Origin of the sequence: Microbacterium sp. (genome assembly GCF_035556355.1) — a bacterium.
In the GTDB taxonomy this organism is placed as follows: Bacteria; Actinomycetota; Actinomycetes; order Actinomycetales; family Microbacteriaceae; genus Microbacterium.
Genome location: NZ_DATMFG010000024.1, coordinates 226288 through 247033 on the forward strand (window position 1 = coordinate 226288; position 20746 = coordinate 247033).

The following is a 20746-nucleotide window of genomic DNA, read 5'->3' on the forward strand; positions in this document are numbered from 1 at the left end:
GACGCATGCGGCTGCCCGTCACCCCCGTCACCACGCTGTGGCGCGAGCTTCGCGACGAGGTGCGTCGGCGGTATCCCGGCGGGCGGGTCATCGTCGCGGTGGACGGCATCGACGGAGCGGGCAAGACGACGTTCGCGGACGGTCTCGCGGACGTCTTCCGCGACAGCGGTGCCGCCGCGTTCCGCGCCTCGATCGACGGATTCCACCGTCCGCGCGCCGAGCGCTACGCGCGCGGCCGCACGAGTCCCGAGGGGTTCTACCGCGACTCGTACGACTACGCGACGTTCCGCCGCGTGCTCATCGACCCGTTCCGCGACGGAGCGCAGACAGGCGCCACGACGGGGTTCCAGCTCGCCGCGTTCGACGTCGCGCGCGACGCGCCGGTCGAGTCGGAATGGGTGACCGGCCCCCTCGATGCGGTGCTCATCGTCGACGGGATCTTCCTGCATCGCCCGGAGCTGCGCGACCTGTGGGACTGGTCGCTGTGGCTCGACGTGCCGTTCGAGGTGGCGTACGAGCGCATGGCGCAGCGGGACGGCGCGGATCCCGACCCGAACGCGCGCTCGAACGCGCGATATGTGCTGGGGCAGGAGCTCTACCTCCGCGAGGCGGCGCCGAAGGCCGCGGCATCCGTCATCGTCGACAACAGCGACTACGACCACCCGCGTCGCGTGACCGAGGGCGCCCGCTGATGGCCGGCGCGGGCGTCCTGCTCGTCGACAAGCCCGGGGGGGTCACGAGCCACGACGTCGTCGCCCGAGCGCGCCGCGCGCTCGGCACGCGCAAGATCGGCCACGCCGGCACGCTCGACCCGATGGCGACGGGCCTGCTCATCCTCGGCGTCGAGGGTGCGACTCGCCTGCTCACGTTCATCGTCGGGCTCGACAAGACGTACGAGGCGACGATCCGGCTCGGGGTCGCGACCGACAGCGACGACGCCGACGGCGAGATCACGGCGACGACGGATGCCTCGCACGTCACCCCGTCCGCGATCGCGTCCGGTGTCGAGGCGCTCACGGGACGCATCTCGCAAGTGCCCAGCACCGTGTCCGCGATCAAGGTCGGCGGCCGTCGCGCCTACGATCTCGCGCGCGCGGGGGAGCAGGTGGAGCTGCGCGCCCGCGACGTCCAGGTCAGTCGCTTCGACGTGCTCGCGGAGCGACGGGGCGACGGCTTCGTCGACCTCCACGTCGTCGTGGACTGCTCGAGCGGTACGTACATCCGTGCCCTCGCGCGCGATCTGGGCGCGGCACTCGGAGTCGGCGGTCACTTGACGGCGCTGCGGCGCACGCGCATCGGCCCCTTCCGGGTCGCGGATGCCGCGATGCTCGACGACCTGCACACCGCGACCCCCATCGACCCCGCGAACGCGGCGGCCGCCGTGCTCGGCCGCCTCGACGTGTCCGCCGACGAGGCGCGCGACCTGCGTCACGGCAAGCGACTCGCCGGTGCGGCGGCTCGGCTCGCGTCGAGCCGAGTCGCGGCGATCGACCCGGACGGCCGCCTCGTGGGGATCGTCGAACGCCGCGGAGACGACATCAAGAGCGCCATGAACATGCCCGAGGAGGCCCTCCCTTGATCCTGTGGTTCACGATCGTGCAGGTCATCGTCGCGAGCGCGGCCGGAGTGCTGTGCATCGTGCTCGGACTCGCGGGCCGGCGGCCGAGCGACCTCACGGTCGGCTCACTCGCGCTGCTCGAGCTGCTCCTCATCGCGCAGATCGTGATCGCGATCATCGCGCCCATGGTGGGCAACCCGCCCACGGGCAGCATCCTCGAGTTCTGGGTGTACCTCGTCTCGGCCGCGCTGCTGCCGCCCGCGGCCGTCGTGTGGGCCCTTCTCGAGCGCAGCCGGTGGAGCACCGTGATCATGGGCGTCGCGGCGCTCGCTGTGGCGGTGATGGTGTGGCGGATGCAGGTGATCTGGACGATCCAGGTCGCATGACGCCCCACGCGGGAGGCCGCGCGCACCAGGCGTCTTAGGATTGACGAGTCATGTCGTCGCCCACTCGCACCCGCATGACCGGCATCGGCCGCGTTCTCGTGATCGTCTACGCGATCATGGCGCTCGCCTCGACCGGTCGCTCCTTCGTCCAGATCGTCGAGAGGTTCGACGAGGCACCCCTCGCGTACACGCTGTCGGCCATCTCGGCGCTCGTCTACATCCTCGCGACGCTGGCGCTCATCTTCTCGCGCTCGCACACGTGGTACGTCGTCGCGTGGATCGCCATCGGGTTCGAGCTCGTCGGGGTCCTCGTCGTCGGCGCACTGAGCTTCGTGATGCCCGAGATCTTCGGGCATCCGTCCGTATGGTCGTACTTCGGCGGCCTCGGACCCGACGGCTACTTCGGCTATCTCTACGTGCCGCTCGTGCTGCCGTTCTTCGGCCTGTGGTGGCTCATCGCCCACCGCCCTTCCGTCACGACGCCCGCCGAGTCCGCGACCGCAGCAGCCGCATCATGATCGTCTTCCGCGACCCCGCCGACGTGCCCGACGGGTTCGGCCCGTCGGTCGTGGCGATCGGCAAGTTCGACGGCGTGCACGCAGGCCACCGCGCGGTCATCGAGCGCGCGCGGGTGGACGCGGCGACGAGCGGCGCGAAGGTCGTTGCGGTCACGTTCGACCGCAACCCCCTCGCTGTGCTGCGGCCCGACAAGTGCCCGCCCGACCTCATCGGCGTGAATCAGAAGCTGCAGCTGCTCGCCGAGACGGGGGTCGACGCCACGCTCATGCTGACGTTCGACGAGAACCTCGCGAACCTCCCGGCACGCGAGTTCGTGGAGGACATCCTGGTCGGCGCCCTCCACGCGCGCACCGTGCTCGTCGGCGCGGACTTCCGCTTCGGGCGCGGGGGAGCGGGCGACCCCGCCTTCCTGCGCGAACTCGGCCGCGAGCTCGGCTTCACCGTCGACGTCGTCGACGATGTGCGGGCGATCGACGAGGGCCGCCGCGTGTCGTCGACGTGGATCCGCGAGCTGCTCGCCGACGGCGACGTCGCGACAGCCGCGAAGCTGCTCGGGCGCCCTCCGGCCGTGTGGGGCGAGGTCGTGCACGGCCTCGAGCGGGGGCGTGCGCTGGGCTACCCGACCGCGAACCTCAGCCAGGACCTCGAGGGGTACGTGCCCGCCGACGGCGTGTACGCGGGATGGCTGATCGACGAGGGATCGGCAGACGGCCTGCGGCGCGGCATCCGGTATCCGGCCGCGATCAGCATCGGCACGAACCCGACATTCGACGACGTGCCGGTGCGGCAGGTCGAGGCCCACGTGCTCGACGAGACCGATCTCGACCTGTACGGGCACCGTGTCGAGGTGCAGTTCGTCGAGCGCATCCGCGGCATGATCGCGTTCGACGGCGTGGACGAGCTCGTGCGGAAGATGGCCGACGACGTGGGGCGTGTGCGAGAGTCGTTGGCCTGAGCACCCCGCCCCCGCCGTCTCGGTCGCACGCCGGGTCATCGTCGGCATCATCGTCGCCTCATGCTCGCCGACCGACGCCGGACCGCGGTGCGGGTCGGACTCGGCATGTTCTGACGCACGTTCGGCGTCATCGCCATCCTCACCGCACTCGGCGCGATCGTCGTGCCGGTGCTGTCGCTGCTGTCGCCCGACGCGTAGGGCGCGCTCACGGGCCGGGTGACTTACGATCGGCTCGTGGATCTTCTCGACACAGTGCTCGCCGTGGCAGCGTCGCCGACGAGCGTGAATCTCTGGGGAGCGTTGGGGTGCGCCGTCGCGTACGCCGCATCGCTGCTGGCGACCCTCGACGCGTTCGCCGACCTGATCCTCGCGCGCGGCGACTCACCGGCCGGACGCCTCACGCCCGGAGTAGGGTTGAAGTTCGGATCGAAGCTGGCTGCGGCCATCATCGCGGTCGTGGCGGCGGGCATCGTGCTCGCGTTGGACGAGAACTGGTTCGCGTTCTGGGCGCTCACGATCGCGTTCGTCGTCGTCGTGGCGATCGGAGTGGTCGTGCTGGTGCGGCACTCCGCCGCGGTGAAGACCGGCGGGCCGTGATCCGAAGCGGGTGGGCGGATGCCCGCGCCACCCCACCGAGACACAGAGGAAGAGCGATGAGCCGGACCGAACTCCAGACGCTTCCCGAACGGGCGGTAGAGCTGCTCGGCGGCGAGCCCGACGACACGACGCTGCGGCGTTACCTGCACGGACTGCCCGGCGTCGACGCGGTCGGCCTCGAGCAGCGCGCCGCAGACCTGGGAACCCGATCGATCAAGACCACGTCGAAGGCGTGGGCGCTCGACAAGATCATCGAGCTGATCGACCTCACGACCCTCGAGGGCGCCGACACGCCCGGCAAGGTGCGGTCGCTCGTCGCGAAGGCGATGAATCCGGATGCCGGCGACCCGACGTGCCCGCGCGTCGCGGCGGTCTGCGTGTACGGCGACATGGTGCCCTACGCCGTCGAGGCCCTCGGTGACGCGCACGGCGACCCCGACGAGGGCGGCATCAGCGTGGCGGCGGTCGCGACGGCGTTCCCGAGCGGCCGCGCGTCGCTCGAGGTCAAGCTCGCCGACACGGCCGACGCGATCGCGCACGGCGCCGACGAGATCGACATGGTCATCGATCGCGGCGCGTTCCTGGCGGGACGCTACGGGCAGGTCTACGACCAGATCGCACGGGTCAAAGAGGCGTGCCGTCGCGAAGACGGCTCCTACGCGTCGCTCAAGGTGATCCTCGAGACCGGCGAGCTCAAGACGTACGACAACATCAAGCGCGCCTCGTGGCTCGCGATCCTCGCGGGCGGCGACTTCATCAAGACGTCGACCGGCAAGGTCCAGCCGGCGGCGACGCTGCCGACGACGCTGCTCATGCTCGAGGTCGTTCGGGACTGGTACCGCGCGACCGGTGAGCGCATCGGCGTGAAGCCCGCGGGCGGCATCCGCACGTCCAAGGACGCCATCAAGTACCTCGTGACCGTGGCGGAGATCGCGGGCGAGGACTGGCTGCAGCCCCACCTGTTCCGCTACGGAGCGTCGAGTCTGCTCAACGATGTTCTGCGCCAGCGCAAGAAGCTCGCGACGGGGCACTACACGGGCTCCGACTACGTGACGATCGACTGATTCCGGAGTTCCCCATGAGTTTCCTCGAGTACGCGCCCGCTCCCGAGTCGCGGGCGATCCTCTCGCTCAAGCCCGAGTACGGGCTGTTCATCGACGGCGAGTTCCGCCCCGGCACGGGCGGCACGTTCGAGACCATCTCGCCCGCCGACGAGTCCCACATCGCGACCGTCGCGACCGCGAGCGACGAGGACGTCGACGCGGCCGTCGCCGCCGCACGTCGCGCCTTCGAGAAGACGTGGTCGAAGATGAGCGGCCGCGATCGCGGCAAGTACCTCTTCCGCATCGCGCGGCTCATCCAGGAGCGCTCGCGCGAGCTCGCCGTGGCCGAGAGCCTCGACAACGGAAAGCCGATCAAGGAGAGCCGCGACGTCGACATCCCGCTCGTGGCCGCGTGGTTCTTCTATTACGCGGGGTGGGCCGACAAGCTCGACTACGCGGGCCTCGGCCCCAACCCGAAGGCGCTCGGCGTCGCCGGCCAGGTGATCCCGTGGAACTTCCCGCTGCTCATGCTCGCGTGGAAGATCGCGCCGGCGCTCGCCGCGGGCAACACGGTCGTGCTGAAGCCCGCCGAGACGACTCCGCTCACGGCGCTCCTGTTCGCCGAGATCCTGCAGCAGGCCGACCTGCCTCCGGGCGTCGTGAACATCGTCACGGGCGCGGGTGCGACGGGGGCGGCCGTGGTGCGGCATCCGGATGTGGACAAGGTCGCATTCACCGGCTCGACCGCCGTCGGCCGTGAGATCGCGAAGGCCGTCGCCGGCACCGACAAGAAGGTGACGCTCGAGCTCGGCGGCAAGGCCGCGAACATCATCTTCGAGGACGCGCCCATCGACCAGGCCGTCGACGGGATCGTCACCGGGATCTTCTTCAACCAGGGCCAGGTGTGCTGCGCCGGCAGCCGTCTCGTCGTGCAGGAGTCGATCCACGATGAGGTCGTCGAGCGGCTCAAGGCGCGCCTGTCGACGCTGCGCCTGGGCGACCCGCTCGACAAGAACACCGACATCGGCGCGATCAACTCGCTCGAGCAGCTCAACCGCGTGCGCGAACTGAGCCGCATCGGCGACGAGGAGGGCGCCGAACGGTGGACCGCCGACTGCGCGATCCCCGACAAGGGGTTCTGGTTCGCGCCGACGATCTTCACGAATGTGCAGACGAGCCACCGCATCGCTCGCGACGAGATCTTCGGGCCGGTGCTGTCGGTGCTGACCTTCCGCACGCCCGACGAGGCGATCTCGAAGGCGAACAACACGCCGTACGGCCTCTCGGCGGGCATCTGGACCGAGAAGGGGTCGCGCATCCTGGCGGTCGCCGACAAGCTGCGCGCGGGCGTCGTGTGGGCGAACACGTTCAATCGGTTCGACCCGTCGTCGCCGTTCGGCGGCTACAAGGAGTCCGGCTACGGCCGCGAGGGCGGGCGTCACGGCCTCGCCGCGTACCTGAAGGGGGCAGCGTGAGCAAGCGACTGACTGTGCCGAAGACCTACAAGCTGTTCATCGGGGGCAAGTTCCCCCGCAGCGAGTCGGGCCGCTCGTACGAGGTCGTCTCGGCGAAGGGCGACTTCCTCGCGAACGCGGCCATGGCATCGCGCAAGGACGCCCGTGACGCGGTCTCGGCGGCCGACGGCGCCGTAAAGGGCTGGTCGGGCACGACGGCGTACAACCGCGGTCAGGTGCTCTACCGCGTGGCCGAGATGCTCGAGGGCCGTCGTGCGCAGTTCGTCGACGAGATCGTCCAGCAGACCGGCGTCTCCAGCGCGGTCGCGACGGCGGAAGTCGACGAGTCGATCGACCGATGGGTCTGGTATGCGGGGTGGTGCGACAAGTTCGCACAGGTCGCCGGCAACGGCAACCCCGTCGCCGGCCCGTACTTCAACATCTCGGTGCCCGAGCCGACCGGCGTCGTGGGGATCGTCGCGCCGCAGGACTCCGCGCTGCTCGGCCTCGTCTCGACGATCGCGCCGGCGCTCGTGCCGGGCAACACCGTGGTCGTCGTCGCTTCGCAGCGCCACCCGCTGTCGGCGATCAGCCTGAGCGAGGTGCTCGCGACGAGCGACGTGCCCGCGGGCGTCGTCAACGTGCTGACCGGGTCGCCCGCCGAGATCGCGCCGTGGCTCGCGTCGCACCCCGACGTGCACGGCCTCGACCTCACGGGCGCGGGCGAGCTGGACTGGATCGACTTGCAGATGGACGCGGCCCAGACGCTCACGCGTGTGACCTCGCCGGAGCAGGGGCCGGATGCCGCGGCCCCCAGCCTCGCCCGCATCGCGCAGTTCACCGAGACCAAGACGGTCTGGCACCCCAAGTCGCTCGTCTAGCGACGACGTCGGGCGTGCCCGCGCCGGAGCCCGTCCCCTTCACCGACGCGCTTCCCCCTTCGCCCTAATCAGGACATCTGGCCGGGACAGGAGCTTCGGCGCGAAGACCTCCTGACTCCGCGAGATGTCCTGATCTCGGAAGGTGCCGTCGCGCGGATCGCGACTACCGGAGCGCCAGCGCGTTCCACTGGCCGGGCTCGTCGAACTCCGCGTAGTGCAGGTCGACGGCCGACGGCCGGACGGATGCCGCGCACACGAGCAGCGAGAGCGTCGGGTAGCCGAACGGACGGTTGTCGCGGATGATCGTGCGGTCGTCGTCGTGGGGGAGCTCGGTCGAGCGCTCCACGATCTCGAGCCACGGCACCCACCACTCGTCCGTGTCGGGGAGCTCGGCCGCGCGGAACTCGGGAAGCCACCGCTCGATGCGCGCGGTGCGCGGATCGTCGACGTCGTCGTGCGCGATCATGTGCGTGCCGGGCTCGAGGTCGGTCGTACGCAGGGCGGCCGCATCCCACGTGACGATTCGCGCGTGACCGCCGTCGATCTCGACGAGATTGAAGCCGTGGGTCGCCGGCTCTCCATCGGGTGACGAGCCTTCGACCGACGCGAGCACGATGCCGCCGCGCGACACGAGCTCATCCTCTGGGCGCGTGGCGACGTCGGCCCGATTGAGCAGGACGGCGAGGCGTCCCCTCGCGGGATCGGCCGCGAGCCACGCCCCTCCCGCACGCGCGTCCCGCACGCCCACGACGCCCGGATGCGTGTCGGGCCACGACTCGCCGAGCGGCAGCCACGCGCGCGCCGGATCCTCGTCGCGGATCGCGAGCACGCGCACCGGAGCACCGGGGTCGGACGGGACGCGGAGGATCACGGTGCACATCGAGGCGGGGTCTCCTGACTGGGTGGGGTCCGTGGGAGGATCGGTTCGTGTTCGTCGTCGTCGGTGTCACGGGCGGGATCGCCGCCTACAAGACCGTCCAGCTCGTGCGGCTGCTCGTGCTGGACGGGCACGACGTCCACGTCGTGCCGACCGAGGACGCCCTGCGCTTCGTGGGACTGCCCACGTGGGAGTCGATCAGTCGGAACGCCGTGACGACATCCGTGCACGAGGATGTCGCGAAGGTGCGGCACGTCGCCCTCGGGCAGCGTGCCGACCTCGTCATCGTGGCGCCCGCCACGGCGAACACGCTGGCGAAGATGGCCGCCGGAATCGCGGACGATCTCCTCGGCACCACCCTACTCGCGACCACGGCGCCGGTCGTCGTCGCGCCCGCGATGCACACCGAGATGTGGCGGCACCCCGCGACCCAGCACAACATCGAGGTGCTGCGGGCGCGGGGAGTGCACGTCGTGGGCCCCGACGAGGGCCCGCTCACCGGTGGTGATTCGGGGCCGGGACGGATGTCGGAACCCGAGCGCATCGCCGAGGCGGCGCTCGCGGTCGTGCGCTCCGAGCCCGGCGACCTCGCGGGCCTTCGCGTGCTCGTCTCCGCCGGGGGCACACGCGAGCCGATCGATCCCGTCCGGTACATCGGCAACCGCTCGAGCGGCAAGCAGGGCGTCGCGCTCGCGGTGGCGGCCGCCGATCGCGGGGCGGACGTCGTTCTCGTCGCGGCGCACGTGGACGGGCAGGTGCTGGCAGAGGCATCCGGGCGCTCCGGCATCCGCATCGTCCGCGTGGGCACCGCCGCCGAGCTCGCCGGTGCCGTGTTCGCCGAATCAGAGGACCGCGAGGTCGTGGTGATGGCCGCCGCCGTCGCCGATTACCGCGTCGCCGACGTCGCGCCGCGCAAGCTCTCGAAGGAGGGGAGGGCGAGAGGCCTGCGGCTCGACCTGGTCGAGAACGTCGACATCCTCGCGGGACTCGTCGATCGGCGGCGCGACGACCAGACGATCGTCGGGTTCGCGGCCGAGACCGCCGAAGACGGCGAGCTCATCGAGCGCGGTCGCCGCAAGCGCGCCCGAAAGGGCGTGGACTTGCTCGCCGTGAACGAGGTCGGGTGGTCGAAGGGCTTCGAGAGCGACGACAACGCGCTCCACATCATCGACGCGCGTGGGGACGTCGTCGCCGAGCCGAAAGGCTCGAAGCGCGAGGTCGCCGACGCGCTGTGGGACGCGGTGCTCTCGCTGCGCTCAGGCGTCGTCTGACTTCTCGACGACGGGCGGGGCGTCCGGGGCATCCGCCGCGTCCTTCGGAGGATTCCGGATGCCGGCGAACGACACGATGCCGCCGATCGCCATGAGCACGGCGGTGACGATCGCGGCCTGGTGGAAGCCGCGCAGGTCGAGCGCACCGCCGACGATCACCGCGAGCATCGCTATCGCGATGAGGCCCGCGACGCGCGCGACCGCGTTGTTGATCGCCGACGCGATTCCGCTGCGGGAGGGGTCGATCGCGCCGAGGATCGCCGCCGTGAGCGGAGCGACCGTGATCGCGAGGCCGAGCCCGAACACGATCATGCTCGGCAGCACCTGCCACCAATAGTCGAAATCGGCGCTGACCGTGAGCAGCAGCGCCGAACCGACGGCCATCACGAGGGGACCGGTCGTCATGAACAGTCGCGGACCCCACTTGCCGGCGAGGGCCCCGATGCGCGAGCTCAGCAGGATCATGAGGATCGTGATCGGCAGGCTCGCGAGCCCCGCGACAGTCGCCGAGAGGCCGGCGCCCTCCTGCAGGTAGACGACCACGACGAGGCCGTTCAGGGCGAGCGCGGCGTAGATGAACGCGGTCGCGACGTTGCCGGTCCAGAAGTTGCGCACGCGGAAGATGCTCAGCGGCATCATCGGGTCGCGCGCGAGCGCCTGCCGCACGATGAAGCCCGCGAACGCGAGCACGCCGACCGCGAGGGTCGTCACGATGAGGGGGGAGCCCCACCCGAGCCGCGGACCCTCGATGAGGCCGAACACCGTGCCGCCCAGTCCGATCGTGCACAGGAGCGCGCCGATCCAGTCGACCGTCGCCCCGGGACGGCGCACATCGCGCTGCTTGAGCACGGCGAGCAGCCACAGCGTCGCAGCGATCGGCACGACGTTGATGAGGAAGACGAGGCGCCACGACAGGAAGTCGACCGATAGCCCGCCCAGCACGGGCCCGGCGATGAGGGCGACCGTGGTCGCCGCCGTCCAGATGCCGATCGCGCGTGCCTGCGCGGGTCCGCGGAAGTTCGCGGTGATGAGGGCGAGCGAGCTCGGCACGAGGAGGGCGCCCGCGACGCCCTGCAGCGCGCGGGTCACGATGAGGAACTCGGCGGTCGGCGCGAGGGCGATCGCGACGGACGTCACGCCGAAGCCGATCAGCCCGACGACGATCACCCGGATGCGCCCGAACACGTCGCTGAGCGATCCCGCGACGAGGATCAGCGCCCCGAGAGTCACGAGGTAGGCGTCGACGACCCACTGCTGCGTCGTGAGGCCGCCCCCGAGCTCGTCCGCGATGGCGGGCAGGGCGACGTTGACGACCGTGCCGTCGAGGAACGACACGAACGACGCGAGCACCGCGATCCACAGGACGAGCCGCTGGTCCCGCGTCATCGTCTCGGCCATGCGGCCCACGATATCGATCGCGGCGGACACACGGGACGGGAAGTGTGAATCGGAGATTTGTAACGAAAAGATAACGAGTTTGTGTAGAGTGTTCGCACCGCGTCGACGAGGACGCGGCGCAAGACCCGGAGGACATGCCCGATGCCCGAAGAGCAGGCCCTCGACGCGACCCGAGCCCGAGACCGGATGCAGGCCCTCGTCGTGGTGTGCGTGCTGGCCGTCGCAAGCCTCGTGATCGCGTTCCTCGGAGCGACGCCCGCGCGCGTCAGCTCCAAGGAGCTGCTCGGCGACACGCGGGCGCCCGGTGACCTGGCCTTCATCGCGAGTCACCGCGGCGGGGGAGCGACGGCGCCCGAGAACACCCTGCCCGCGATCGAGGCGGCGCTCGCGGACGGCTACGACTACGTCGAGGTCGACGTATCCCTCACGGCGGACGGCGTCGCGGTGCTCATGCACGACGCGACCGTCGACCGCACGACGAACGGCCGGGGGCCGCTGTCGGCGCTGACGTTCGCCGAAGTGCGCGAGCTCGATGCGGGATCGTGGTTCGACAAGCGCTTCGCGGGAACGCGCGTACCGACGCTCGGCGAGTTCCTCGACGTGCTCGAGGACGCGGGACGGCGCGCGATCGTCGAGCTCAAAGGGCGCTGGGACGAGCCCAGCGCGGCGCGACTCGCGGCCGACATCGAGAGGCGTGGACTCGAGAACCACGTCGTGCTCGCGAGCTTCGACGCGCGCACCCTCGCGCTCGTGGGCGCCGTATCCGATGTGATCCCGCGGCTGGTGATCATGAAGCGGCTTCCCGACGACGTCGCGGATGCCGCGCGCAGGGCCGGCGCCAGAGGGGTCGTCGTCGACCGGCGCGCCGTGCTCGAGCGGCCCGAGGTCGTCGACGAGCTGCACTCCGCCGGGCTGCGCGTCGTCGTGTACACGCTCAACAGCGACCGCCAGTGGGACGCGGTGACGGCTCTCGGGGTCGACGGAATCGTGACCGATGATCCCGGCACGCTGCAGCGGTGGCAGCAGGCGACGGCGCGGCGCGAGTAGTCTCGGGGGGACGACCCCCGGGAGGATCAGTGACGATAGGACGCCGTCGCCGTGGACCGATCGCGCGCAGCCACCTTCGCTCCGGCGTACGCGTCGCGACGGTCGCGACTCTTCTCGTCGTCGGGACTTCGCTGGTGACCGCGTGCCAGCCCGAGCCCGGCCCGACGCCCTCCCCGACGGTCACCGCAGTCACCCCGAAGCCGGAGCCGACCGAGCCGACCCCGATCGAGTCGAACACCCCCGACGCGGGCATCGACGTGCCCACGGCGTGCGAAGACATCTACTCGGCCGACATGCTCGCGTCGCTCAACCGGCAGAACCCGCCGCTCAACGATCCGGGCGTGACGATGCTGTCGACCGAGGTCGTCGACGGCATCGAGATCCTCGAGTCGGGCGTCACGACGCTCCGCTGCTCGTGGGGGCAGCCGAGCGAGTTCGGGCTCGCCACGAATGTGACGGTGATCAGCGCGGAGCAGGCCGAGACGCTCCAGGGGGCGATGCTCAACGCGGGATTCGGCTGCGGCGACGAGCTCGGCGGCACAGTCTGCCGCGTCGAGCAGCGCACGATCGACCTCGACGACAACGAGGTCATCCACGGCGAGGTGCATGTCCTCCGCGACTCCGTATGGATCTCGACGCGCTACATCAACTTCACCCCCGACGGCTACACGGAGGACATCGTCTCGACGCTCTGGAGCTGAGTCGCCCGGCATCCGGCCCGCCTCCGCTAGAATGTAAGCGGAGATCCCGTTCCGTCGACGTCGCAGCTCGCAGAAGCGAGTGCCAGCGGCCGGCGGGCGAGGCATCCGGTCCCGCGTCCGTGACGGCGCCATCCGCCGCCCGCGGGAGCACGCATGAATGACCCGTCCCGACTGGTCAGCCGGCCATCCCGGCACACAGGCTCAGGAGGAGCATGCCGACCACGGCACCCGCCCAGACGGCGTCCCGACGCCGCAAGTCCTCGTCCGCGCGCCGCGACGACGAGGCCCCCATCATCCCGATCCTCGCGCGCAAGGTGCGCGAGGTCGAGGCCAAGGCCCAGCGCGGAAAGCTCGGCCCGACGAACCGCGTCAAGTTCCAGGTGATCGCGTTCCTCGTCCGCGAGGAGCGTGCGCGCGTCAAGAACGACACGACGATCACGGATGCCGCGCGCGCCGAACTGCTCAAGCGCCTCGACGGCGTCGCGACGATCCTCGCCAAGACGGCTGCACGCGACACGTCGCTCATCCAGCTGCTCGAGGCCGATCAGGCGACCTCGCCGGTCGCGCGCCGGATGCGCCGCGACTGGCTGCTCGAGTCCGGCGCCGAGCTGCCCGACGAGGAGCTGGTCATCGCCGACATCCCGTCGCCGGTCGCGGCTCCCGTCGTGCCCGCGGCGCTCGCCGAGCGTCAGGTCGTGCCGCCGCAGGTCGAGTCGCGCCGCGAGGCGAATCCGTTCCTCGCGCCCGACCTCACGCTGCGCATGCCGAAGGAGACCCCGCGCCGTCGCCTCGACGGGTGGGAGCTCATGGGCCCGCTGTACAAGGCGTTCGAGATGGGCGCCGGAGGCGGCTCGGCCACGATGGAGCTCCCCCCGGTTCCCGAGTTCGACCGCGTCTCGCCGAAGGGGCTCGAGGTCATGCCGCACCAGTCGCGGTTCCTCGAGGCCGTCCGGCAGGGCCACCGCACGTTCCTGCTCGCCGACGAGCCGGGCCTCGGCAAGACCGCGGAGTCGGTGCTCGCCGCATCCGTCGCCGGCGCCTACCCGCTGCTCGCGGTCGTGCCCAACGTCGTCAAGATGAACTGGGCGCGCGAGGTCGAGCGCTGGACGCCGCAGCGCCGCGCCACCGTCATCCACGGCGACGGCGAGGACATCGACGCGTTCGCCGACGTGTTCATCGTGAACTACGAGATCCTCGACCGGCACCTGTCGTGGCTGTCGACCATCGGACTGAAGGGCATGGTCGTCGACGAGGCGCACTTCATCAAGAACCTCACGTCGCAGCGCTCGCAGAACGTGCTGGCGCTGGCCGCCCGCATCCGCGAGCAGGTGCGCGACCCGCTCATGCTCGCCCTCACCGGTACGCCGCTCATCAACGACGTCGAGGACTTCGACGCCATCTGGCGGTTCCTCGGGTGGACGGTGCCGTCGGGCGACAAGCCCGGTCCGGCGCTCATGGAGAAGCTCGACGCGACCGGCCTCACGCCGGCAGACAAGGCGTTCTACCCCGAAGCGCGCGACGCGGTCATCTCCATGGGCATCGTGCGGCGCCTGAAGACCGATGTCGCGGCCGACCTCCCCGACAAGCTCATCGCCGACCTCCCCGTCGAGCTCGACGACGAGTTCGGCAGGTCGATCCGCCAGGCCGAGCGCGAGCTCGGCGAGCGCCTCGCCGCGCGGTACCGCCGCATCGTCGAGTCGCGGTCCCACCGCGTCATGGCGCCCGGCGAGATCGACGACGACATCGTGCGCATGGTCGCCCAGAACGAGCTCGACGAGTCGAAGGCCGCGGGCACGGGCTCCGAGAACGTCTTCACGATGGTGCGCAAGATCGGTCAGGCGAAGGCTCAGCTCGCCGCCGACTACGCCGTGCAGTTGCAGCGCTCGGTGGGCAAGGTCGTGTTCTTCGCGAAGCACATCGACGTCATGGATCAGGCCGAGGCGCACTTCGCCGCCGCGGGCCTGCGGACCGTGTCGATCCGCGGCGATCAGACGACCCCGGCGCGCCAGTCGGCGATCGACGCGTTCAACAACGATCCGGGCGTCGGCATCGCGGTGTGCTCGCTGACTGCGGCAGGCGTGGGTCTGAACATGCAGGCGGCGTCGAACGTCGTGCTCGCGGAGCTGTCGTGGACGGCCGCCGAGCAGACGCAGGCGATCGACCGCGTGCACCGCATCGGACAGGACGAGCCCGTCACCGCGTGGCGCATCATCGCGGCCCACACGATCGACACGAAGATCGCGGAGCTCATCGACTCCAAGCAGGGCCTCGCCCAGCGCGCACTCGACGGCGTGGCGGTCGACCCGCAGTCGAGCGACTCGGTGCAGCTCTCGGCCCTCATGCACCTCACGCGCCGGGCTCTCGGCGCTGAGTGAGCTCGAGGACGCATCGGCGGGTGGCGCTCACGCGCCCGCGTCAACCCCGTCGCGCGCACGGGCCTCGCGCTCGTAGCGTCGTCGCCACCGACACGAGGAGGCCGACGATGTCCGATCCCACACAGCCCACGACCGACGAGCCCGATGCGCGGCTGCTCGGCACACCGGACGGCGCCCTCGCGCCCGACAGCGAGGAACCGCTCGACCGCGACATCGACGCTGACGCGATCGACAGCGCGGAGGCCGACGAGCGCGCGGCACGCGAAGGCAGCAAGGGCGAGCCGCAGGTCTGACCGAAGCGCGAAGAGCGACGGATGCCGCGGGCGCCGCGGTCGCGGCATCCGTCGTGTCTTGTCGGCTCACGCCCCCTTCCACCGGTCGATGCGGGCCGTGTGGCACGGCCGCCTCGTCCGGCACTAATCTCGGGTGAGGCACCGTCGCCGACGACTCACCCGACAGCGAGGACTCAGCATGAAGATCGGTATCCTGACCAGCGGCGGCGACTGCCCCGGACTCAACGCGGTCATCCGCGGTGTCGTGCTCAAGGGCACGACGTCGTACGACCTCGAGTTCGTCGGCATCCGCGACGGGTGGCGGGGCGTCGTCGACGCGGATTTCTTCCCGCTCACCCGTCACGAGGTGAAGGGTCTGTCGAAGGTCGGCGGCACGATCCTCGGCACGAGCCGCACGAACCCGTACGAGGGTCCGCGGGGCGGCGCCGAGAACATCGCCAAGACGCTCTACGGCCACCGGATCGACGGCATCATCGCGATCGGCGGCGAGGGCACGCTCGCGGCCGCGAACCGCCTGTCGAACGACGGCATCAACGTGCTCGGCGTGCCGAAGACGATCGACAACGACCTGCGCGCGACCGACTACTCGTTCGGATTCGACACCGCCGTCAACATCGCGACCGACGCCATGGACCGCCTGCGCACGACCGGCGACTCGCACCAGCGCTGCATGGTCGCCGAGGTCATGGGCCGGCACGTCGGCTGGATCGCATTGCACGCGGGCATGGCGGCGGGTGCGCACGCGATCTGCATCCCCGAGGTGCCGATGTCGATCGAGGAGATCTGCGACCTCGTCTCGAAGGCCCACGACCGCGGCCGCGCTCCGCTGGTGGTCGTGTCGGAGGGCTTCACGCTCAAGGGCATGGACGAGGCGTACAGCGACAAGGGCCTGGACGCGTTCAACCGTCCCCGACTCGGCGGTATCAGCGAAGTGCTCGCGCCCGAGATCGAGCGCATCACCGGAATCGAGACGCGAGCGACGGTGCTGGGTCACATCCAGCGCGGCGGCTCGCCGTCGGGCTTCGACCGAGTGCTGGCGACGCGCCTGGGCCTCGCGGCGGCGGATGCCGTCGTCGACGGCGCGTGGGGCCAGATGGTGGCCCTGCGGGGCACAGACATCGTGCGCGTGCCGTTCATCGACGCGCTGGGCGAGCTCAACACGGTGCCGCTCTACCGCTACGAGGAGGCCGCGGCGCTGTTCGGCTGAGCGCGCTCAGGCGTCCGCGACGGGCGGAGAGCACCTCATCCGCCGGAATCAGGACATCTTGCGGAATCAGGATGTTTCGCCTCGATCCGTCCTGTTGCGGCGAGATGTCCTGATTCGGGCGACGCCAGGGCATGCACTCGACGCCCAGCATGTCGGGCTCGGTGGATTCGGGGACGATCACCGGTGTGACTGCACTCGACGCCGGTGCGCGCCTTGCGACATGGCCGTCACGACGGTGTCGACGACGCGGTCCCAATCGAAGAGAATCTGCCGGTAGTCGAAGCGGAGCACAACGTAGCCGCGCACCGTCAGCCGGGCGTCTGCGGCGATGTCGCGGCGGCGGTCGGCGGCCGTTCCGTGGTGTGCGAATCCGTCGATCTGCACGACGAGCGACGTGCCGACAAGGCCGTCGACCGGGTGTCCATCGATCCACACCTGCTGGCGGACCACGACGCCTGCTGTTCGCATTCCATCGACGAATCTCGTCTCGAGTCCGGAGTCCGACAGGGATGAGGCCGAATCCGCGAGTTCGGATGCTTGCGTGCTTCGCCACGCGACGCGAGCGAGCACGTCGGGGTCGGCTTCTCCTCTGCGGATCGCCGACTCCCAGACCGCGAGGGCGTCGCTCTTCGGCAGGCAGTGCGCGACGTGGAAGAGCACGTTCAGGATCGGATCTTCGTTCGCGTTCCGCCCGACCGGGGACGGTCCACTTCCCCAGTGCACGTGAAGGCCGTCCGTGGGGATCCGTGACGCGGTCGACGCCACGGCGACGTGCACGGCCGGCACTTCGAGATCGGGCATCCACCATCCACGAAGCGCAGCCGCGCTCACGCAGGTGAGTCTGCCGCTGACCCGTGCGGCCGCGACGCGCCGCTCATCGCAGTCTGGAGTGACGAGCCACGATCGGCGCACTCGCACAAGCGCGCCGGCGGCCACCGTTTCACCGATGTCGTAGGCAGTGAAGCCGCGCGCACGCGCATCCGATGTGTGGGCAACGCCGTGGCGTCGACGAATCCAGGCGACAAGCGCGCCTCGTCGGTCTGATGAGCGGAGAGTTCCGGACGCCATCCGGCGATTGTCGTTCGGCGTTCGCCGCCTCGTGTGGACGGGAGCCGGAATGAGGCGGACTCCGGCCCACTCTCGGCCTGGGGAGGAGTTGTCGCCGAAGCATCCGGGCCTTCGCCCTCGCCGAGATCAGGACATCTGGCCGATTCAGGGGGTCTTGCGCTGGAATCTCCTGCGAACGCCAGATGTCCTGATCTCGCCGAGAGGGATGTCCTGATCTCGGCGAGAGGGATGTCCTGATCTCGGCGAGAGGGCGCCCGCGTGACGCGCCCGCGCAACATCAGGCGTCCGCGACACCGAGCACGTCGAGCAGCCACGCGAGCTCGAACGCGCGCTCGCGCCACGCGTTGTAGCGTCCGCTCACGCCGCCGTGGCCGGCGACCATCTCGCACTTGAGGAGCGCGTCGGCGCCGACCTCGCGCAGGCGCGCGACCCACTTCGCCGGCTCGACGTAGAGCACGCGCGTGTCGTTGAGCGAGGTCACGGCGAGGATCTTCGGGTAGGTGACACCCCCCCGCACGTTCTCGTACGGCGAGTACGACTTCATGTACGCGTACACGTCGGCGTCGTGCAGCGGGTCACCCCACTCGTCCCACTCGATGACCGTGAGCGGCAGCGACGGGTCGAGGATCGTCGTGAGCGCGTCGACGAACGGCACATCGGCGAGGATGCCGGCGAACAGCTCCGGCGCGAGGTTCGCGACCGCGCCCATGAGCAGTCCACCGGCCGAGCCGCCCTCGGCCACGAGCTGCTGCGGCGTCGTGTAGCCGTTCTCGACGAGGTGCCGCGCGCAGTCGACGAAGTCCGTGAACGTGTTGCGCTTGGCGAGGAGCTTGCCGTCCTCGTACCACTGGCGACCGAGCTCGCCGCCGCCGCGGACGTGCGCGACGGCGAACACGACGCCGCGGTCGAGCTCCGACAGGCGCGGCACCGAGAACGCGGGCTCGATCGAGTGCTCGTACGAGCCGTAGCCGTACAGATGCACGGGCCGAGGGGCGGAGCCCGCCTCGCCGAACGAGCGCTTCCACACGAGCGAGATCGGCACGCGCACGCCGTCCTGCGCCGTCGCCCACACGCGAGCCTGCGCGTAGTCGGCGGGGTCGTAGCCGCCCAGCACGGGCTGCCGCTTGCGCAGGTGCAGCTCGCCGGTGGCGATCTCGTAGTCGTAGACGGTGCTGGGGGTCACGAAGGAGCCGTAGCCGAGCCGCAGCAGCGGGGGAGCCCACTCGGGGTTGCCGCCCGTGCCGACCGAGTACAGCGGCTCGTCGAAGGCGATCTCGCGCACGGCGCCGTCGGCGTAGTCGAGCAGGCCGATACGGGCGATTCCGTCGCGCCGGTAGGCGACGACCCCCCAGTCGCGGAACGTCGACATGCCCAGCAGGCGGCGACCCGGCTCGTGCGGGATCACCACTTCACGGGAGCCGGAAGGGTCGGATGCCGCGACCTTCACGAGCTCGAAGTCGAGCGCTCCGTCGTTGTGGAGCACGTAGAGCACGTCCTCGCCGTCGACGACGGCGTGCTCGGAGTCGTACTCGACGCCCTCGACGCGCGGCCACACGACGCGCGGCTCGGAGCGGAGATCGTCCGCGTCGACGAGCCACTCCTCGCTCGTGATCGACGAGCCGAGGCCGATCACGAGGTAGCGGTCGCTGCGCGTGAAGCCCGCACCGACCCAGTACCGCTCGTCGGGCTCGTGGAAGAGCTTCGTGTCTTCGGAGACGGGAGTCCCGAGCTCGTGGAGCCACACGGTGTCGGGGCGCCACGCGTCGTCGACGGTCGTGTAGACGATGAAGCGACCGTCGGGTGAGAACGTCGCACCGGCGAACGTGCCCGGGATCTCGTCGGGAAGCTGCTCGCCCGTCACGAGGTCGCGCACGCGGATCGTGTAGCGCTCGTCGCCGGCGACATCGACGCCGTACAGCATGCGCGTGCCGTCGTTGGACACCTCGAAGCTGCCGAGCGAGAAGAACTCGTGCCCCTCCGCCTCGACGTTGCCGTCGAGGAGCACCTGCTCGCCCGGCACCTCGACGTCGGGGGAGAGCTCGGGCGGGGTCCAGTCGTCCGGGGAGGCGAGGGGAGCGCGGCACTGGATGCCGTACTGCTTGCCCTCGACCGTGCGCCCGTAGTACCACCAGTCGCCGCGGCGCGTCGGCACCGAGAGGTCGGTCTCGAGCGTGCGGCCCTTGATCTCGGCGAAGATGCGGTCGCGCAACGGCTGGAGGTGCGCGGTTCTGGCACGTGTGTACGCGTTCTCGGCCTCGAGGTGCGCGATGACGGCCGGATCGTCCTTCGCGCGGAGCCACTCGTACGGGTCGTCGACGTCGTCGCCGTGGTGGCTGCGACGGACCGGGCGCTTCGGGGCGACCGGGGCGGAGACGGTGTCGATCGGAGGCGCGGACGGGTCGTTGGCGGTCACAGGTCAACGGTAGTCGAGGCGCCCGCCCGAGCATCCGATTCGCCCGCACGGACGCGCTCAGCCTGGACGGGCCCTGACCGTCTGCCGGGACACCCCTCCGACGCGGCGTCCTGAGTTGACCGGGGGCGACCGCGGTGTAAGGATTTCTGTGGCCGGTTGCCGGTTCCTGAAATCACGGTGAACTGTTCGTTCGTCACGCCGATCCCGTCGGCACCTCTCAGATCTTCCCCTCATTCTCACGAAAGCGAACGGTGGAAACCGCAGCCCTGCTCGTCGCGCTGGTGATCGCCCTGGCGCTCTTCTTCGACTTCACGAACGGCTTCCACGACACCGCGAATGCGATGGCGACGCCGATCGCCACGGGTGCCCTCCGGCCGAAGGTCGCGGTCGCACTCGCGGCGGTCCTGAACCTGATCGGCGCGTTCCTGTCGACCGAGGTCGCCAAGACGATCTCCGGGGGCCTGATCCGCGAGGGCGAGGGCGGCATCCTCATCACGCCCGAGCTGATCTTCGCGGGCCTCATCGGCGCGATCACCTGGAACATGGTGACCTGGCTGCTCGGCCTGCCCTCGTCGTCGAGCCACGCGCTGTTCGGCGGGCTCATCGGCGCCGCGATCGTGGGCTTCGGCATCCAGGCCATCGACGGCGGCGTCGTGATGTCGAAGATCATCCTCCCGGCGCTCCTGGCCCCGCTCACGGCCGG

At 70.4% G+C, this 20746-nt stretch carries 20 protein-coding genes; 16 read left to right on the plus strand and 4 right to left on the minus strand.

The annotated features are described in order from the left end of the window. Positions 1–5 precede the first annotated feature (5 nt). The 9 genes from VNR19_RS07420 to VNR19_RS07460 all read left to right on the plus strand — a co-directional run bounded on the left by VNR19_RS07420 (position 6) and on the right by VNR19_RS07460 (position 7393). Positions 6–692 (plus strand): nucleoside/nucleotide kinase family protein, encoded by a 687-nt coding sequence (locus tag VNR19_RS07420; protein WP_325725382.1) that lies wholly within the window; start codon positions 6–8, stop codon positions 690–692. Continuing rightward, on the plus strand, positions 692–1579 hold the full coding sequence (gene truB, locus VNR19_RS07425; protein WP_325725384.1) for a tRNA pseudouridine(55) synthase TruB: 888 nt from the start codon (positions 692–694) through the stop codon (positions 1577–1579). The genes VNR19_RS07420 and truB overlap by 1 nt, the downstream gene beginning before the upstream one ends. Next, complete coding sequence (locus tag VNR19_RS07430; protein WP_325725386.1) at positions 1576–1944, plus strand: hypothetical protein; 369 nt, start codon at positions 1576–1578, stop codon at positions 1942–1944. Before truB ends, VNR19_RS07430 begins: the two co-directional genes overlap by 4 nt. Before the next feature lie 50 nt (positions 1945–1994). After that, entirely contained in the window at positions 1995–2462 is a 468-nt protein-coding gene (locus VNR19_RS07435; protein ID WP_325725388.1) for a hypothetical protein, read from the plus strand. Next, positions 2459–3418 carry a bifunctional riboflavin kinase/FAD synthetase gene (locus VNR19_RS07440; protein WP_325725390.1) on the plus strand — a complete coding sequence of 320 codons (960 nt, stop codon included), beginning with the start codon at positions 2459–2461 and terminating at the stop codon, positions 3416–3418. Before VNR19_RS07435 ends, VNR19_RS07440 begins: the two co-directional genes overlap by 4 nt. Before the next feature lie 234 nt (positions 3419–3652). After that, positions 3653–4015, plus strand: a complete 363-nt coding sequence (locus tag VNR19_RS07445) for a hypothetical protein (RefSeq protein ID WP_325725392.1) — start codon at positions 3653–3655, stop codon at positions 4013–4015. Between the two features lie 56 nt (positions 4016–4071). Next, positions 4072–5079 carry a deoxyribose-phosphate aldolase gene (gene deoC, locus VNR19_RS07450; protein WP_325725394.1) on the plus strand — a complete coding sequence of 336 codons (1008 nt, stop codon included), beginning with the start codon at positions 4072–4074 and terminating at the stop codon, positions 5077–5079. Between the two features lie 14 nt (positions 5080–5093). Then, positions 5094–6533: an aldehyde dehydrogenase family protein gene (locus VNR19_RS07455; protein WP_325725396.1), complete on the plus strand. Its 1440-nt coding sequence runs from the start codon at positions 5094–5096 to the stop codon at positions 6531–6533. Next, entirely contained in the window at positions 6530–7393 is an 864-nt protein-coding gene (locus VNR19_RS07460) for an aldehyde dehydrogenase family protein (RefSeq protein WP_325725398.1), read from the plus strand. The genes VNR19_RS07455 and VNR19_RS07460 overlap by 4 nt, the downstream gene beginning before the upstream one ends. Before the next feature lie 163 nt (positions 7394–7556). Here VNR19_RS07460 and VNR19_RS07465 read toward each other — a convergent pair whose 3' ends face one another. Beyond that, positions 7557–8273, minus strand: coding sequence for an NRDE family protein (locus VNR19_RS07465; protein ID WP_325725399.1), 717 nt, complete (start codon positions 8271–8273; stop codon positions 7557–7559). Between the two features lie 47 nt (positions 8274–8320). On the opposite strand from VNR19_RS07465, the gene coaBC reads away from it, so the two are divergent. Next, the gene (gene coaBC / locus VNR19_RS07470; RefSeq protein ID WP_325725401.1) at positions 8321–9541 is read left to right on the plus strand and encodes a bifunctional phosphopantothenoylcysteine decarboxylase/phosphopantothenate--cysteine ligase CoaBC; all 1221 of its coding nucleotides are present in this window, start codon (positions 8321–8323) and stop codon (positions 9539–9541) included. Here coaBC and VNR19_RS07475 read toward each other — a convergent pair. Further along, positions 9527–10939: a DHA2 family efflux MFS transporter permease subunit gene (locus VNR19_RS07475; protein ID WP_325725403.1), complete on the minus strand. Its 1413-nt coding sequence runs from the start codon at positions 10937–10939 to the stop codon at positions 9527–9529. The two genes, coaBC and VNR19_RS07475, sit on opposite strands and share 15 nt — an antisense overlap. 141 nt (positions 10940–11080) lie before the next feature. Between VNR19_RS07475 and VNR19_RS07480 the strand changes: the two genes are divergently transcribed. From VNR19_RS07480 to VNR19_RS07500, 5 genes are all read left to right on the plus strand, one after another. Beyond that, complete coding sequence (locus tag VNR19_RS07480) at positions 11081–11986, plus strand: glycerophosphodiester phosphodiesterase (protein WP_325725405.1); 906 nt, start codon at positions 11081–11083, stop codon at positions 11984–11986. A 29-nt stretch (positions 11987–12015) separates the two neighbouring features. Continuing rightward, positions 12016–12687 (plus strand): hypothetical protein, encoded by a 672-nt coding sequence (locus VNR19_RS07485; protein ID WP_325725407.1) that lies wholly within the window; start codon positions 12016–12018, stop codon positions 12685–12687. A gap of 212 nt (positions 12688–12899) precedes the next feature. Beyond that, positions 12900–15062, plus strand: a complete 2163-nt coding sequence (locus tag VNR19_RS07490; protein WP_325725409.1) for a DEAD/DEAH box helicase — start codon at positions 12900–12902, stop codon at positions 15060–15062. 107 nt (positions 15063–15169) lie between these two features. Further along, positions 15170–15355, plus strand: a complete 186-nt coding sequence (locus VNR19_RS07495) for a hypothetical protein (protein ID WP_325725411.1) — start codon at positions 15170–15172, stop codon at positions 15353–15355. Positions 15356–15533: 178 nt separating this feature from the next. Then, positions 15534–16562: an ATP-dependent 6-phosphofructokinase gene (locus VNR19_RS07500; RefSeq protein ID WP_325725413.1), complete on the plus strand. Its 1029-nt coding sequence runs from the start codon at positions 15534–15536 to the stop codon at positions 16560–16562. A gap of 177 nt (positions 16563–16739) precedes the next feature. On the opposite strand, the gene VNR19_RS07505 is transcribed toward VNR19_RS07500, so the two are convergent. Together VNR19_RS07505 and VNR19_RS07510 are read right to left on the minus strand one after the other, a co-directional pair. Then, complete coding sequence (locus VNR19_RS07505) at positions 16740–17363, minus strand: endonuclease domain-containing protein (RefSeq protein ID WP_325725415.1); 624 nt, start codon at positions 17361–17363, stop codon at positions 16740–16742. A gap of 544 nt (positions 17364–17907) precedes the next feature. Further along, the gene (locus VNR19_RS07510) at positions 17908–20043 is read right to left on the minus strand and encodes a S9 family peptidase (RefSeq protein ID WP_325725417.1); all 2136 of its coding nucleotides are present in this window, start codon (positions 20041–20043) and stop codon (positions 17908–17910) included. A 251-nt stretch (positions 20044–20294) separates the two neighbouring features. Between VNR19_RS07510 and VNR19_RS07515 the strand changes: the two genes are divergently transcribed. Continuing rightward, on the plus strand, positions 20295–20746 hold a 452-nt coding region (locus VNR19_RS07515; protein ID WP_325725419.1), incomplete at its 3' end, for an inorganic phosphate transporter.